Origin of the sequence: Streptomyces triticisoli (genome assembly GCF_003270085.1) — a bacterium.
GTDB lineage: Bacteria > Actinomycetota > Actinomycetes > Streptomycetales > Streptomycetaceae > Streptomyces > Streptomyces triticisoli.
The window spans coordinates 1-15,124 of sequence record NZ_QFDQ01000045.1 but is presented as its reverse complement, the minus strand read 5'-3'; the positions used below and the strand labels follow the sequence as shown (position 1 = coordinate 15,124).

14 protein-coding genes and 1 pseudogene are annotated in these 15,124 nt (G+C 72.1%); 7 read left to right on the top strand and 8 right to left on the bottom strand.

The features are described from left to right. Positions 1 to 16 precede the first annotated feature (16 nt). The 6 genes and pseudogenes from DEP02_RS34460 to DEP02_RS08475 all read right to left on the bottom strand — a co-directional run. Positions 17 to 130 (bottom strand): annotated as a pseudogene (locus DEP02_RS34460) (rhodanese-like domain-containing protein); the annotation flags it as partial. 9 nt (positions 131 to 139) lie between these two features. Then, positions 140 to 1,741, bottom strand: coding sequence for an FAD-dependent monooxygenase (locus tag DEP02_RS08495; protein WP_112466739.1), 1,602 nt, complete (start codon positions 1,739 to 1,741; stop codon positions 140 to 142). Positions 1,742 to 2,021: 280 nt separating this feature from the next. Beyond that, positions 2,022 to 2,927, bottom strand: coding sequence for an amino acid ABC transporter permease (locus DEP02_RS08490; protein ID WP_112466738.1), 906 nt, complete (start codon positions 2,925 to 2,927; stop codon positions 2,022 to 2,024). Continuing rightward, the gene (locus tag DEP02_RS08485; protein WP_112466737.1) at positions 2,924 to 3,589 is read right to left on the bottom strand and encodes an amino acid ABC transporter permease; all 666 of its coding nucleotides are present in this window, start codon (positions 3,587 to 3,589) and stop codon (positions 2,924 to 2,926) included. Before DEP02_RS08485 ends, DEP02_RS08490 begins: the two co-directional genes overlap by 4 nt. Positions 3,590 to 3,665: 76 nt before the next feature. Further along, a complete protein-coding gene (locus DEP02_RS08480) occupies positions 3,666 to 4,502 on the bottom strand; it encodes a glutamate ABC transporter substrate-binding protein (protein ID WP_112466736.1) in 837 nt (278 codons plus the stop codon). Positions 4,503 to 4,603: 101 nt separating this feature from the next. Further along, on the bottom strand, positions 4,604 to 5,380 hold the full coding sequence (locus tag DEP02_RS08475) for an amino acid ABC transporter ATP-binding protein (protein WP_112466735.1): 777 nt from the start codon (positions 5,378 to 5,380) through the stop codon (positions 4,604 to 4,606). A gap of 290 nt (positions 5,381 to 5,670) precedes the next feature. On the opposite strand from DEP02_RS08475, the gene DEP02_RS08470 reads away from it, so the two are divergent. Both DEP02_RS08470 and DEP02_RS08465 read left to right on the top strand, forming a co-directional pair. After that, positions 5,671 to 6,357, top strand: coding sequence for a response regulator transcription factor (locus DEP02_RS08470; RefSeq protein ID WP_112466734.1), 687 nt, complete (start codon positions 5,671 to 5,673; stop codon positions 6,355 to 6,357). 9 nt (positions 6,358 to 6,366) lie between these two features. Further along, entirely contained in the window at positions 6,367 to 7,776 is a 1,410-nt protein-coding gene (locus DEP02_RS08465) for a sensor histidine kinase (protein WP_112466733.1), read from the top strand. A 4-nt stretch (positions 7,777 to 7,780) separates the two neighbouring features. Here DEP02_RS08465 and DEP02_RS08460 read toward each other — a convergent pair whose 3' ends face one another. Continuing rightward, the gene (locus DEP02_RS08460) at positions 7,781 to 8,779 is read right to left on the bottom strand and encodes a TAXI family TRAP transporter solute-binding subunit (protein WP_112466732.1); all 999 of its coding nucleotides are present in this window, start codon (positions 8,777 to 8,779) and stop codon (positions 7,781 to 7,783) included. 323 nt (positions 8,780 to 9,102) lie between these two features. On the opposite strand from DEP02_RS08460, the gene miaB reads away from it, so the two are divergent. Together miaB and DEP02_RS08450 are read left to right on the top strand one after the other, a co-directional pair. Continuing rightward, on the top strand, positions 9,103 to 10,632 hold the full coding sequence (gene miaB, locus DEP02_RS08455; protein ID WP_112466731.1) for a tRNA (N6-isopentenyl adenosine(37)-C2)-methylthiotransferase MiaB: 1,530 nt from the start codon (positions 9,103 to 9,105) through the stop codon (positions 10,630 to 10,632). A 322-nt stretch (positions 10,633 to 10,954) separates the two neighbouring features. Next, positions 10,955 to 11,668: a class III extradiol dioxygenase subunit B-like domain-containing protein gene (locus DEP02_RS08450; RefSeq protein WP_112466730.1), complete on the top strand. Its 714-nt coding sequence runs from the start codon at positions 10,955 to 10,957 to the stop codon at positions 11,666 to 11,668. Between the two features lie 33 nt (positions 11,669 to 11,701). Here the strand turns inward: DEP02_RS08450 and DEP02_RS08445 are convergent, their stop codons facing one another. Then, on the bottom strand, positions 11,702 to 12,010 hold the full coding sequence (locus DEP02_RS08445) for an antitoxin (protein ID WP_112466729.1): 309 nt from the start codon (positions 12,008 to 12,010) through the stop codon (positions 11,702 to 11,704). 182 nt (positions 12,011 to 12,192) lie between these two features. Between DEP02_RS08445 and miaA the strand changes: the two genes are divergently transcribed. From miaA to dapF, 3 genes are all read left to right on the top strand, one after another. Continuing rightward, the gene (gene miaA / locus DEP02_RS08440) at positions 12,193 to 13,131 is read left to right on the top strand and encodes a tRNA (adenosine(37)-N6)-dimethylallyltransferase MiaA (RefSeq protein WP_112466728.1); all 939 of its coding nucleotides are present in this window, start codon (positions 12,193 to 12,195) and stop codon (positions 13,129 to 13,131) included. Positions 13,132 to 13,239: 108 nt separating this feature from the next. Then, positions 13,240 to 13,737, top strand: coding sequence for a hypothetical protein (locus tag DEP02_RS08435; RefSeq protein WP_112466727.1), 498 nt, complete (start codon positions 13,240 to 13,242; stop codon positions 13,735 to 13,737). Positions 13,738 to 13,808: 71 nt separating this feature from the next. Continuing rightward, the gene (gene dapF / locus DEP02_RS08430) at positions 13,809 to 14,702 is read left to right on the top strand and encodes a diaminopimelate epimerase (RefSeq protein ID WP_112466726.1); all 894 of its coding nucleotides are present in this window, start codon (positions 13,809 to 13,811) and stop codon (positions 14,700 to 14,702) included. Positions 14,703 to 15,124: the final 422 nt, after the last annotated feature.

The window sequence follows — 15,124 nt, the reverse complement described above, 5'->3', positions numbered from 1 at the left end:
GCCACGGCGGCCTGCCCTACGAGACCACCGGCAGCCCCGCCGCCCGCCACACCTGGAAACCGCCCACCAGGTCGGGCGCCCGGTGCGGCCCCGGCCGGTGCGGGGAGGCAGCCGCCGGACTCGACACGTGGCTCCACGGTCAGTGGGCACCCGCCTCGGTCCGCGTCCCGGCGCGCCCCGCGCCGCCCACCGTCGCCTCCGCCGCCATGTACAGGTCGGCCGGGCGCACCCCGCTCAGCGCGGTGACCAGGTGGCCGTCGGGCCGTACCAGGAGCACGGTGTGGGGAGCGGCGCCCGGGTAGCTCTCGGCGACCAGCAGCTCGGCGCGGTGCGGCAGTGCGCTGACCGCGGCGGCCAGCCGGGGCATGATGCCGGCGCTCATCCAGTGCCGGCGCTCCCACACCCCCGTGCCCGGCGCGACCAGCACCACGAGCAGCGCCCCGCGGCCGAGCCGGTCCCTGAGCTGCACGAAGGAGCCGTCCTCCGCGGTCACCACCACATCGGCGACGGGCGCGCCGACCGGCGTGTCCACGGGCACCTCCGCGTCCGGGCGCGGAGGCGCGAGCGGCGAGTCGGCGTACGACCCCGGCGCACCCACTGAGCCGAGCCCCAGGTGGCCGTCCATGAGCAGGGCGTCGTGGCCGCGCGCCGTTCCGGGGACGTAGGACCGCAGTCCGCCGCCCCCGCGCAGCACCGGCAGCACCTGGTCGGCGGCGCGCAGCCGGGCCGAGACGATCGCGCGCCGCTCGGTCTGGTAGCTGTCCAGCAGGGCCTCGTGCGGGCCGTGGTGCCAGGCCGACGCCAGCTTCCAGGCGAGGTTGTCGGCGTCCCGCAGGCCCTCGTCCAGCCCCTGGGTGCCGAACGCGCCCAGCAGGTGCGCCGCGTCCCCGGCGAGGAAGACCCGCCCGGCACGCCAGCGGCGGGCCAGCCGGTGGTGGACCGTGTGGACTCCGGTGTCCAGGAGTTCGTACGACGGCGAGGGCTCGCCCGTCCAGCCGGTGAGGGTCTCGCGGATGCGGGCGACCAGCAGTTCGGGCGTGACCAGGTCCTTGCCGGGCGGCAGCAGCCAGTCCAGCCGCCACACGCCGTCCGGGAGCGGGCGGGCTGCGATCTCCCCGGCGAAGGGGCCGGTCGTCCGCCACGGCGGCAGCCGGTGGAGGAACGCTTCACCGGGCCGGGGCAGTGCGGTGCGCACCGCGGCGACGGCGTGCCGCTCGACGGCCGTACGGCCGGGGAAGCGGATGTCCTGGAGCTTGCGCACGGTCGAACGTGGGCCGTCGCAACCGACGAGGTAGCTGCCGCGCCACCATGTGCCCCGGGGGCCGCGGGTGCGGGCGGTGACGCCTGTGGACTCCTGCTCCATGGAGTCGAGCCGGCTGTCCACGGCGAGCTCGGCCAGCGGTTCGCGGGCGAGGGCGGCGCGCAGGGCGCCGGTCAGGACGTGCTGGGCGATGTGCAGCGGGGCGGGGGTGCCCTCGCCGAAGGCGACCTCACTCGTCGCCTGCTTGCGCCGCATCGTCCGCCATCCGGCCCAGTGGAGCCCGGCGCCGTCGAGCTCCACCCCGGCCAGGCGCTCCGCGAACGCGGCGGTGTCCTCGCGCAGGACGACCGTGCGCGCGGCACGCGGGGCGTCCCCGCCCGGCCCTTCGTCGAGCACGACGACCGGCACGTCCTGCCGCGCCAGCGCCAGGGCGAGCGCGAGCCCGACGGGCCCCGCCCCGACAACGATCACCGGGTCCACGACGCGGCGCCTCCTGCCCGCAGAGGTGCCCCGAGGGTCGCAGGTGAACAGGAAGCCGGAACAGGGTGCACGATCACAGAACGTATGCAACAGACTGGGCGTCGGCCGGTCAAGCGGGACGCACGGCGGGTGCCCCCCCCGTGCGCGGTGGCGTGCGCCGCGAAGCGACTCGCGAGCGCGGCGGACCGCCGGGCCGCTTTCGGACGCCGGATGACGAAGGGGGTGCGGCGGCATGAACGCCGTCGCACCCCCTGGGTGTCTCAAGCGGGCTGACCGGTCATCAGGCCGACGCGCCCGAACCGAAGCCACCGCCGACCGCAGCGGGGTTGATCTCCTCGTCCTCCGCGGCGAGGACGGCGCCCGTGCTCCGCTTGCTGCGGCGCAGCCTGCGCTCCAGCCAGCTCGCGAAGCTCGTGAGGGCGAAGTTGAGCAGGACGAAGATCAGGGCCACGATCGTGAAGCTGGCGATGGTGTTCGCACCGTAGTACGAACTCATCGGGCCGACCGCCGCCAGCAGGTCCGGGAAGGTGAGGAGCGCGCCACCGAGCGCGGTGTCCTTCACGATCACCACCAGCTGGCTGACGATCGCCGGCAGCATCGCGGTGACCGCCTGCGGCAGCAGGATCGACGTCATGGTCTGGGTCTTGCGCAGACCGATCGCCTGCGCGGCCTCCGCCTGCCCCTTGGGCAGGGCGAGGATGCCCGCGCGGACGATCTCCGCGAGGACCGAGGCGTTGTAGAGCACCAGACCGGTGACGACGGCGTACAACGGGCGGTCGTCCGAGTTGACGCTGGTGTACTGGGAGAACAACGCGACCCCGAAGATCATCAGGATCAGCACCGGAATGGCGCGGAAGAACTCCACGATCACGCCGGCCGGGACGCGGATCCAGGCGTGGTCGGAGAGCCGCGCGATGCCGAAGACCGCGCCGAGGGGCAGTGCGATGACCACCGACAGGACCGCCGCGATCAGCGTGTTCCACAGGCCGGGCAGGATGTACGTGGTCCACGCCTCGGAGCCGGAGAAGAACGGCTTCCACTTCTCCCAGTCCAGCTGCCCCTTGTCGCTCAGGGTCCGGAACATCCACCACCCGATGGCCACGACGGCCAGCAGGAACACGACCGTGTAGAGGACGTTGCGCCGCTTGGCCCGGGGGCCCTGGGCGTCGTACAGCACGGAGCTCATCGCTTCACCGCCGCCTTCTTGCCCACCCAGCCGAGGATCAGGCCGGTCGGCAGTGTCAGACACACGAAGCCGAATGCGAAGATCGCGGAGATCAGCAGGAGTTGTGCCTCGTTCTCGATCATTTCCTTCATCAGCAGAGCGGCCTCGGCCACACCGATGGCCGCGGCCACCGTGGTGTTCTTGGTCAGCGCGATCAGTACGTTCGTGAGCGGGCCGACGACCGAGCGGAACGCCTGCGGCAGCACCACCAGGGTCAGCGCCTGGGTGAAGTTCAGCCCGAGGGCGCGGGCCGCCTCAGCCTGGCCCACCGGCACCGTGTTGATGCCGGAGCGGATCGCCTCGCAGACGAACGCCGCGGTGTAGGCGACCAGACCGAGGACGGCGAGCCGGAAGTTGATGGTCTCGAACCGCTGCCCACCGAGGTTGATACTGAGCGTCTGAAACAGGCCCAGCGAGGTGAACAGGATGACCACCGTCAGCGGGATGTTCCGCACGATGTTGACGTAGGCGTTGGCGAAGCCGCGCATGAGCGGCACCGGGCCGACGCGCATGGCGGCCAGCACTGTGCCCCAGACCAGGGAGCCGGCGGCCGAGAGCAGGGTGAGCTGCACGGTCACCCAGAAGGCTCCGAGCAGGTCATAGCCTTGAAGAAAGTCGAACACGATCTCCCGCGCTTCCGCGTGTGGTGGACCCCGGGCGCGCCGCTCAGGCAGGGCGGCGCACCCGGCGGGCACTGACTCAGCTCTTGATGTCGCCGATCTTCGGCGCGGGCTCGTACTTGTAGTTGGCCGGACCGAAGTTGGCCTCCACGGCCTTCTTCCACGAACCGTCGGCGACCATCTCCTCAAGGGCCTTGTTGATCTTGTCCTTGAGGTCGCTGCCCTTCTTGACGCCGATGCCGTAGTTCTCGTTGGTCATCTTGAAGCCGCCCAGCTTGAACTTGCCCTTGAACTGCTCCTGGGAGGCGTAACCGGCGAGGATCGAGTCGTCCGTCGTCAGCGCGTCGATCTGCTTGTTCTGCAGACCGCCCAGACAGGCCGAGTACGTCGGGTAGTTCTGCAGGTCGGCCTTGGGCGCCAGCTTGTCCCTGACGTTCTGCGCCGAGGTGGAGCCGGTCACCGAGCACAGCTTCTTGCTGTTGAGGTCGGCCGGCGACTTGATCGAGTCGTCGTCGGCGCGGATCAGGACGTCCTGGTGGGCCAGCAGGTACGGGCCGGCGAAGTCGACCTTCTTCTCGCGCTCCGGGTTGATCGAGTACGTGGCGGCGATGAAGTCCACGTCACCGCGCTGCAGCATGGTCTCGCGGTCGCCGCTCTTGGACTCCTTCCACTCGATCTGGCCCTCGTCGTAGCCGAGCTTCTTGGCGACGTACTTGGCCACGTCGATGTCGAAGCCGGTGTAGCCCTGCGGGGTCTTCTGGCCGAGGCCGGGCTGGTCGAACTTGATGCCGACCTTGATCTTGCCGCCACCGCCCGAGGACCCTTCGTCCTTCTTGTCGTTCGAGCCGCACGCCGTGGCCGAGAGGGCGAGGGCGAGGACGACTGCCGAGGCAGCGGTGACCTTGCGGAGCTTCATGTGAACTTCCTTTGGCTGGTGAGAAGGTGAAGAGCCGTCGGGAACGGCGACGGCACGATCGTGGGGCCGGTGGCATGCGGCGTCACCGGCGGGCCGCCGTGTCAGTGGTGCAGGATCTTCGACAGGAAGTCCCTGGCCCGGTCGCTGCGCGGATTGCTGAAGAACTGGTCGGGCGCGGCCTCTTCGACGATCCGGCCGTCGGCCATGAAGACCACCCGGTTCGCAGCCGATCGGGCGAATCCCATCTCGTGGGTGACGACGATCATCGTCATGCCGTCCCGGGCGAGCTGCTGCATGACCTCGAGGACCTCGTTGATCATCTCCGGGTCGAGCGCGGAGGTCGGCTCGTCGAACAGCATGACCTTCGGGTCCATGGCCAGCGCCCGAGCGATGGCCACGCGCTGCTGCTGGCCGCCGGAGAGCTGCGCGGGGTACTTGTCGGCCTGCGCGCCCACCCCGACCCGGTCGAGCAGTTCCCGGGCCCTCTCCTCGGCCTTCTTCTTGTCCGCGCGGCGGACCTTGACCTGGCCGAGGGTCACGTTCTCGAGCACGGTCTTGTGCGCGAAGAGGTTGAACGACTGGAAGACCATGCCGACGTCGGCGCGCAGCCGGGCCAGCTCCTTGCCCTCCTGGGGCAGCGGCTTTCCGTCGATGCTGATCGTGCCGGAGTCGATGGTCTCCAGGCGGTTGATGGTGCGGCACAGGGTGGACTTGCCGGACCCGGAGGGCCCGATGACCACGACAACCTCGCCACGGGTGATCGTCAGGTCGATGTCCTGGAGTACGTGCAACGCGCCGAAGTGCTTGTTGACGCTCTTCAGGACGACCAGATCGGCGGTCGAGGCCACGTCTTCCTTGGCCATCGATACTTCGGTCATCGCTTTCAGGCTCCGTCCTCCTCGGTTTGGGGGGACAGTAGCCACAGAGGAGACCAACGTCACCACATCTGAGCGAGATCTGAGCATCACGATCCGGTAGCGGCCCGGTACGTCTCGTAGCGTGGCCGACCGGTGCATACCGGGTGCATACCGGGTGGGTAACGACAGAGGGTGCGCAACCGGAACCCCCTTGACGCCGTCTCGTCCATCGGCGTGACTGCCGTGGTGCACGCGCGTGCGTGCTTTGTACCCGCCACGACCGTACGGCGCATGAACTGAAGGGGGCCGGGATGAGACTGCTCCTCGTCGAGGACGACAACCACGTCGCCGCTGCCCTGTCCGCGGTCCTGGCGCGGCACGGCTTCGACGTCACACACGCCCGCAGCGGCGAGGAGGCCCTGCAGGCGCTGATCGCCGAGGGCGCCTGCTTCGGCGTGGTCCTGCTCGACCTGGGCCTGCCCGACCAGGACGGCTTCGAGGTCTGCGGCAAGATCCGCAAGCGCACCAGCACCCCGGTGATCATGGTCACCGCCCGCTCCGACGTCCGCTCCCGCATCCACGGCCTCAACCTCGGCGCCGACGACTACGTGGTGAAGCCCTACGACACCGGCGAGCTGCTCGCCCGTATCCACGCCGTCAGCCGCCGCACCGCCCACGAGGACGCGGCCGACGCCGGCGAGAGCGCGCTGAGGCTCGGCTCCGTGCACATCGAACTGCCCACCCGGCAGGTCAGCGTCGACGGCACCGTCGTCCAGCTGACCCGCAAGGAGTTCGACCTGCTGGCGCTGCTCGCCCAGCGCCCCGGCGTGGTCTTCCGCCGCGAACAGATCATCAGTGAGGTGTGGCGCACCAACTGGGAGGGGACCGGTCGCACCCTGGAGGTGCACGTCGCCTCGCTGCGCTCCAAACTGCGCAGACCGGCGCTGATCGAGACCGTACGCGGCGTCGGCTACCGGCTCGTCGCCCCGGCCGCCTAGCGGGGACGGGTGCGCACACGCCTGCTGCCGCTGCTCATCGTCCTGATGGCGGCCGTCCTGCTCGCCCTCGGCGTCCCGCTCGCCGTCAGCGTGGCCCGCGCCGAGCAGCAGAAGGTGGTCGTGGACCGGATCGACGACACGGCACGCTTCGCCGCCCTGGCCCAGTTCGTCGCCGACCGGACCAGCGGTGACCCCCGGACGGGTCCGGACGAGCGCCTGGAGACCCTCAGCCGTGAGCTGGCCAGCTACTACGAGGTCTACGGCATCCGGGCCGGCGTCTTCCACCGGTCCGGCATCCCGATGGCCAACGCGCCGGCGGACTGGTCCCTGCCCGAGGCGGGCGAGGTCCGCGACGCCTTCGGGGAGGCGCTGCTGAGCCGGCGCAGCCACGACCCGGAGCAGGTCTGGCCCTGGCAGCGGCACCGGCTCGTCGTCGCCTCCCCCGTGATCCGGGACGGTGACGTCGTCGCGGCCGTCGTCACCGACTCGCCGACCGGACAGATGCGGTCCCGGACGCTGCACCGCTGGCTGCTCATCGGCGCGGGCGAGAGCGTCGCGATGCTGGTCGCCGTCGCCGCGGCCCTGCGGCTGACCGGCTGGGTGCTGAAGCCCGTACGGGTCCTCGACGCCACCACCCACGACATCGCCACCGGGCGGCTGAAGTCCCGGGTGGCGGTGGCCGGCGGGCCGCCGGAGCTGCGCCGGCTCGCCCGGTCGTTCAACGAGATGGCGGACAACGTCGAGGAGGTGCTGGAGCAGCAGCGCGCCTTCGTCGCCGACGCCTCGCACCAGCTGCGCAACCCGCTGTCCGCGCTGCTGCTCCGCATCGAGCTGCTCGCCCTGGAGCTGCCCGAGGGCAATGAGGAGATCGCCTCGGTCCAGACCGAGGGCAAGCGCCTGGCGCGCGTCCTGGACGACCTGCTGGACCTGGCGCTCGCCGAGCACGCGGAGCCCGACCTGCGGCTCATCGACATCGGCGAGCTGACCGCCGAGCGGGTGGCCGCCTGGGCGCCGGCCGCCGAGGCCAAGGGGGTCCGGCTGGTCGGCGACTGCCCTGCCACCACGGCCTGGGCCGACCCGGTGGCGCTGTCCTCCGCGCTGGACGCGGTGATCGACAACGCGGTGAAGTTCACGCCCGGGGGCGAGCGCGTCGACGTACGGGTCACCTGCGACCGTGACACCTCCACGGTGGTGGTCGCCGACCACGGCCCCGGCCTCACCGACGAGGAACTCGCCCGCGTCGGCGACCGCTTCTGGCGCAGCGGCCGTCACCAGAACATCAAGGGTTCCGGCCTCGGCCTGTCCATCACGCGCGCGTTGCTCACCGCGGGCGGCGGCTCAGTCTCCTGCGACCACCACCGTGACGAGGAGCCGCGCGGGCTGAAGGTGACGGTGTCGGTGCCGAGGTCCGGGCCTTGAGGCCCTAAGGCTTGACCGAGCGGTAGTAGCGGCGTGCGCCCTCGTGCAGGGCGATCGGGTCGGTGTAGATGGCGGTGCGCAGGTCGACCAGCTGGGCCGAGTGGACGTGGGCGCCGATGCCGTCGCGGCTCTTGATGACGGTGCGGGTCACCCACTCGGTCAGCCTCGGGTCGACGTCCTTGCGGGTCATCAGCAGGTTGGACACGGCGATCGTGGGCACGGGGTCGCCGTGCTGGATCGTCGGGTAGGCCGACTCGGGCATGTTGGTGGCCCGGTAGTAGCGCGTGGCGCCGCCCTCGGCGTGCAGTTCGGCCACCAGATCGGCCTCGATCGGCACGAACCGGAACGCGAACTTCCCGGCCAGCCGCCTGATGCCGTCCGTCGGCAGTCCGCCCGACCAGAAGAACGCGTCGAGCTCGCCCTGCCGCAGCCGGCCCGGCCCGGTGTCGATGCCGTCGCTCATCGGCCGGATGTCGGTCTCCGGGTCGATCCCGGCCGCCCTGAGCACCCGCTCGGCGATCAGCCGGACGCCCGACTCCGGCGGCCCTATCGCCACCCGCTTGCCGCGCAGGTCCTCCACGGAGGTGATGCGCGAGCCGCCCGGGACCACGAGCTGCACGTAGTCGTCGTAGAGGCGGGCCACACCGCGCAGCCGCGCGGCGCCCGCACCGTGGTTCAGCTCGTACGTCTCCACCGCGTCCGCCGCAGCGATGGTGAAGTCGGCCCGGCCGGTCGCCACGCGCGTGACGTTCTCCTGCGAGCCGTCGCTGGTCAGCAGCCGCACCTCCAGATCGGGCATGTCCTTGGCGAACGCGGTGCGCAGCCGCTCGCCGTACTCCTGGTAGACCCCGCGCAGGGTTCCGGTGCTGAAGGTGATCGTCCCTCTCGGCGGAGTGTCGCCCAGCGGCAGCAGCCACCACAGCAGCAGCCCGAGAACGACGACACCGACGGCCGTGCCCTGCAGGCCGCGGCGGCTGCCGGTACGGGGGAACACCTTGGACATGCGCGCGATCCTGCCAGCCGGAGCACGATGCTGACCAGGGGAGGGTGCCGGCCCACTGCGGACGCCGCACCTCTACGACAGCGCGGAGCCGGGGGGCGAGCCGGTGGGCGAACCGGCGGGCGGCCGCCTCGACGACGACCAGGCAGTGCTCGCCGGACGGCCGGGACACCAGGTGGGCGGCCGGCATCGCGGCCGTGTCCGCGAGCCGTGCCGGACCGGGGCCGGTGCGCCGACGGCAGGGCGAGGGTGCCTGCCGCTGTCCGGTTCCCGAGGTGCCCAGGTGCCCAGCACGGAGCCCTGCCACGACCGCCTACTCTTGACGCATGACCAGCAGCAGCGACCGGAGCCTCGCAGTGGACGTTCAGGGACCCAAGAGCTACGAAATCCGCACCTACGGGTGCCAGATGAACGTTCACGACTCCGAGCGGCTGGCCGGGCTGCTGGAGGAGGCGGGCTACGTGCGGGCGCCGGAGGGGTCGGACGGCGACGCGGACGTCGTCGTCTTCAACACCTGCGCCGTCCGGGAGAATGCCGACAACCGGCTCTACGGCAACCTCGGGCACCTCGCGCCGAAGAAGGCCGGGCGGCCCGGGATGCAGATCGCGGTCGGCGGCTGCCTGGCGCAGAAGGACCGGGACACCATCGTGAAGAGGGCGCCCTGGGTGGACGTCGTCTTCGGCACGCACAACATCGGCAAGCTGCCCGTGCTGCTGGAGCGCGCCCGTGTGCAGCAGGAGGCGCAGGTCGAGATCGCCGAGTCCCTGGAGGCGTTCCCCTCCACGCTGCCGACGCGCCGCGAGAGCGCGTACGCGGCCTGGGTCTCGATCTCCGTCGGCTGCAACAACACCTGCACCTTCTGCATCGTTCCGGCGCTGCGCGGCAAGGAGAAGGACCGCCGCCCCGGTGACATCCTCGCCGAGGTGGAGGCCCTGGTCGCCGAGGGTGTCTCGGAGATCACGCTGCTCGGGCAGAACGTCAACGCCTACGGCTCCGACATCGGCGACCGCGAGGCGTTCAGCAAGCTGCTGCGGACCTGCGGGACCATCGACGGCCTGGAGCGGGTCCGCTTCACCTCGCCGCACCCGCGCGACTTCACCGACGACGTGATCGCCGCGATGGCCGAGACCCCGAACGTCATGCCGCAGCTGCACATGCCGCTGCAGTCCGGCTCCGACGCGGTCCTGAAGGCGATGCGCCGCTCCTACCGGCAGGAGCGCTACCTCGGGATCATCGAGAAGGTCCGCGCGGCCATCCCGCACGCGGCGATCACCACCGACATCATCGTGGGCTTCCCCGGCGAGACCGAGGAAGACTTCGAGCAGACGCTGCACGTGGTGCGTGAGGCGCGGTTCGCGCAGGCGTTCACCTTCCAGTACTCCAAGCGTCCGGGCACCCCGGCCGCCGAGATGGACGACCAGATCCCCAAGGAGGTCGTCCAGGCGCGCTACGAGCGGCTGGTCGCCCTGCAGGAGGAGATCTCCTGGGAGGAGAACAAGAAGCAGCTCGGCCGCACGCTCGAGCTCATGGTCGCCGAGGGCGAGGGCCGCAAGGACGGCGCCACCCACCGTCTGTCCGGCCGCGCCCCCGACAACCGCCTGGTCCACTTCGCCAAGCCGGACCAGGACGTCCGCCCCGGCGACGTGGCCACGGTCGAGGTCACCTACGCCGCCCCGCACCACCTGCTGGCCGAAGGCCCGGTGCTCGACGTGCGCCGCACGCGCGCGGGTGACGCCTGGGAGAAGCGCAACACCGCCGAGCCGGCCAAGCCCGCGGGCGTCATGCTCGGCCTGCCGAAGGTGGGCGCTCCCGCTCCGCTGCCGGTCGCGGCGAGCAGCGGCTGCGGCTGCGACTGACCCGGCGGGGCGGCCGGGGCGGCCGGTGCGGCGGGTGTCGTTGAGCGGCACGCCGGCCCGTCGGCCTGATGGCTTGCCCGGTCGGCACCGGGATGGCCCTGCCGGCCGCTCACCGGCCGGCCCGTCTGCCTGCCGGCCGGGCCGGCGAAGGGGGTGTGCCGAGGCGCTGCCGGTCGCGGCGAGCAGCGGCTGGGGATTCGATCGCCTTGCCGCGGCGCGGCCCCGGCGGGCGACGGTGAGTGGCTCGACGGAATATGTCCGGCCGCGCGTGGTGGGACGGTGGAGTGACGTTCGGGCGTCGTACGGCGTTACCCTGCCGATCATGCTTGTCGCCGCTGCTGTCTGCCCCTGCCCGCCGCTCCTCGTGTCCGAGGTCGCCGCGGGCGCCGCACCCGAGATGGACGCCGCGCGGGCCGCGAGCAGGGACGCGCTGGGCGTGCTCGCCGCCGCCCGGCCCGATCTGCTCGTGGTCGTCGGACCCGCCGAACAGCCCGGGTGCACCCCGTACCCCGAGGGCGCCCGGGGGTCGTTCCGCGGCTTCGGCGTGGACGTGGACGTACGGCTCGGCCGGGACACGGGTATCGCGTCGGGGAGTGAGCTGCCGCCCTCGCTCGCCGTGGCCGCCTGGCTGCTGGAGCGGGCCGGCCTGCCCGACGCCCCGGTCGAGGGGGTCGGCGTGGAGGAGCGGCTGGCGTCCGAGCAATGCGCGGCGGCCGGCCGGGACATCGCCGCGCGGCCCGGCCGGGTCGCCCTGCTGGTGATGGGCGACGCCAGCGCCTGCCGGTCGCTCAAGGCACCGGGGTATCTCGACGAACGTGCCGAGCCCTTCGACGCGGAGGTCGCCCATGCGCTGGGGCAGGCGGACACGGCGGCTCTCATTGCGCTCGACACGGAGCGGGCGTACGAGCTGAAGGTGTCGGGCCGGGCCCCCTGGCAGGTGCTCGCGGGCGCCGCCGAGGGCGCCGGCCTCTCCGGTGAACTGCTCTACGACGACGCGCCGTACGGCGTGGGGTACCTGGTCGCGGCCTGGTCGTGAGGCAGGCGTGAGGCGGGTGTGAGCCTCAGGACCTCAGGACACGGGCGGCGGACCCTCCGGCGGCGCCGGCGTGGACGCGCCGCCCGGCGTCCTGCCGGCCTCCGGAGCCGCACCCCTCTCCGGGCCGCTCCCGCTCTTGTGCGCGAGCCGGTCCACGGCATGCTTGGCCTTGCCCGTGCCCGCCTGGATCCTGTCGCTGTACTTGCCCCTGGTCTTCTCGTCGACCAGCTTCGCGGCCTTGTCCAGGCCCTGCCCGATCGAGCCCCCGTGCCGCTGGGCGAGATGCGACACCTTCTCCTTGGCGGGGCCGATTCGAGCCTTCATGTTGTCCAGCAGACCCATGGTTCACCCTTCTCTGGCGGTCTTCTCCCCGGCGGCCGGAGCCTCCGCCGCCCTTCTACCCGCGAAGGAGCCGCGCGAAAACGTTCATAACCGCCCCAAACGGCACCAACGGGCGGCGGCCCCGCCCCGCGCGGTCACGCAACTCGTTCGAGACCCCCCGTGAGGTTTGCGAGACTGTTGCGGTGAGCAGCGCACTCCCCACCCCCCGCGTCATCGCCGTCGTCGGTCCCACCGCGGCCGGAAAGTCCGATCTGGGCGTCTTCCTGGCCCAGCGCCTCGGCGGCGAGGTCGTCAACGCCGACTCCATGCAGCTCTACCGAGGGATGGACATCGGCACCGCGAAGCTGACGCCCGAGGAGCGCGGTGGCGTACCGCACCACCTCCTCGACATCTGGGACGTGACGGTCACGGCCTCCGTCGCCGAGTACCAGCGGCTCGCCCGGCAGCGGATCGACGCGCTGCTTGCCGAGGGGCGCTGGCCGATCCTGGTCGGCGGCTCCGGCCTGTACGTCCGCGGGGCCGTGGACAACCTGGAGTTCCCCGGCACCGATCCCGAGGTGCGGGCCCGGCTGGAGGACGAACTCACGCTGCGTGGCTCCGGCGCGCTGCACGCCCGCCTGGCCGCCGCCGACCCCGAGGCCGCGCGGGCCATCCTGCCCAGCAACGGTCGCCGTATCGTCCGGGCCCTGGAGGTGATCGAGATCACCGGCCGGCCCTTCACAGCCAACCTCCCCGGTCACGACGCTGTCTACGACACCGTCCAGATCGGCGTCGACGTGGCCCGCCCCGAGCTCGACGAGCGCATCGCGCGCCGGGTCGACCGCATGTGGGAGGCGGGGCTCGTGGACGAGGTGCGCGCGCTGGAGGCGCGGGGCCTGCGCGAGGGGCGTACGGCATCGCGTGCGCTCGGTTACCAGCAGGTGCTCGCGGCGCTCGCGGGGGAGTGCACGCTGGAAGAGGCGCGCGCGGAGACCGTACGCGCCACGAAACGCTTCGCGCGCCGCCAGGACTCCTGGTTCCGGCGCGACCCGCGCGTGCACTGGCTGAGTGGGGCCGCGGCGGATCTCGGGGAACTTCCGCACCTGGCGCTGACGTTGGTCGAACGACCGGTTACAGCCTGATCACGTCATGGCATCGGGACGCTCCGGCCGTCATCCAGGACTCCCGCGCCGTGCCATCATCAAGCTCCGATCGACCAAATGGAGTCCTAGTTGGGAGGGCGCGTGGCGATGGAGGCCGGCCCTCGTGACACCGCACAAGGCACGGACCGCATCACCGTGGACCACGGCGGCGCGGAACCGGACGAGGGCTCGCTGAGCCCCGACGGGCCCGACGAGACGCAGGGCGGAGTGACCGCGGACGGGCCGGAGCCCGAGGAGATGTTCGCCGGGCCCGAGGTGGAGGTCGAGCTGCGCCCGCAGCGGCGGCTGCGCATCTGGCAGCTGGCCCCCATCGTGGGCCTGGCCGCCGTCGGCTCCCTGATGTTCGCCTTCCCGCTGGCCTTCGACGGCGACAGCGGCGCCGTGATCGCCATGCTGGGGCTGCTGATCTGCTCCTGCGCGGCCGGCTGGGGCATGATGGCCGCCCGCCGCGTCGGCTACACCTGGCCGGGCCTGCCGCCGCGGGACTCGGGCCGCCGCCTCGACTGGCGGGTGATCGGCGCGTACGCCCTCCTCGTCGCCGTGGTCGTCGTCCTCGCCGTCTGGCGCGTCGCCCGGCTCCGCTGAGGCACCCGCGGGGACGGCGGGCCGCCGGGCGTGATCGCCGGGCTGCCGTGGGCACCCCGTACGATCGAGGCATGAGCACGCGCATCGCCTTCCTCAAGGGTCACGGCACGGAGAACGACTTCGTGATCGTCCCGGACCCGGAGAACGCCGTCGACCTGTCCCCGGCCGCCGTCGCCGCCCTGTGCGACCGCCGTGCGGGCATCGGCGGGGACGGCGTGCTGCACGTCGTGCGGTCGGCCGCGCACCCGGAAGCCCGGGAGATGGCGGCCGAGGCGGAGTGGTTCATGGACTACCGCAACGGCGACGGCTCGATCGCGGAGATGTGCGGCAACGGCGTGCGGGTCTTCGCGCGCTACCTCCAGTACGCCGGGCACGCGACCGAGGGCGACCTCGCGATCGCCACGCGCGGGGGCGTGAAGACCGTGCACATCGCCAAGACCGGGTCCGGCAGCGGCTCCGCCGCGGGTGACATCACCGTCGGCATGGGCAGGGCGCGGCTCCCCGAGGGGGACGTCACGGTGAGCGTCGGCGGGCACAGCCGGCCCGCGCGCAACGTGAACATGGGCAACCCGCACGCGGTCACCTTCGTCGACGACCTCGCCGACGCCGGCGACCTGCTCTCCCCGCCGTCCTTCAGCCCGGCCTCCGCCTACCCGGACGGGGTGAACGTCGAGTTCGTGGTCGACCGCGGCCCCCGCCACGTCGCCATGCGCGTGCACGAGCGCGGCTCCGGCGAGACCCGCTCGTGCGGCACGGGCGCGTGTGCCGTCGCCGTGGCGGCCGCCCGGCGCGACGGCGCCGATCCCGCGGTCACCGGGACCCCGGCGACGTACACGGTGGACGTGCCCGGCGGGACACTGGTGATCACCGAACGGCCGGACGGTGAGATCGAGATGACCGGTCCCGCGGTGATCGTCGCCGAGGGCGAGATCGACAGCGAGTGGCTGGAAACCGCCGTCGGCTGACGGCGGGACGGCCGCGTACCGCGGCTCCGGCGGCCCGCGTTTCCGGCCGTACGTACGCCCGGAGAGGCCGGCGGGCGGGGAATCACCGGCTGACCGCCTGTCAGGTGGCCGACAACCGTAAACCTTTCGGCCATCGCTCGAATGGGTGATCCGTTTCACGCTCATCGAGAGACGGCCGGTCGGACCTGCCGGGCTCGGTAGCATCAAGCACCGGTCCGGACGGGGGATCCGTCGCCATCCCCTGAGCCGTGTACGCCCTGGGGCGCCCCGTCCGCCGGTCCACGCAGCCGGAGGTACCCATGAGTGCGGATGCCACGAATCCTGCGGCCCCGGGCCCGGTGGCTCCCGCAGGGCCCCGCCGCAGGGCCCGCCCGCGGATCGACCTGCGCCGGCTCGGCCGTGCCGCCCTGCTCGGCCCGGCC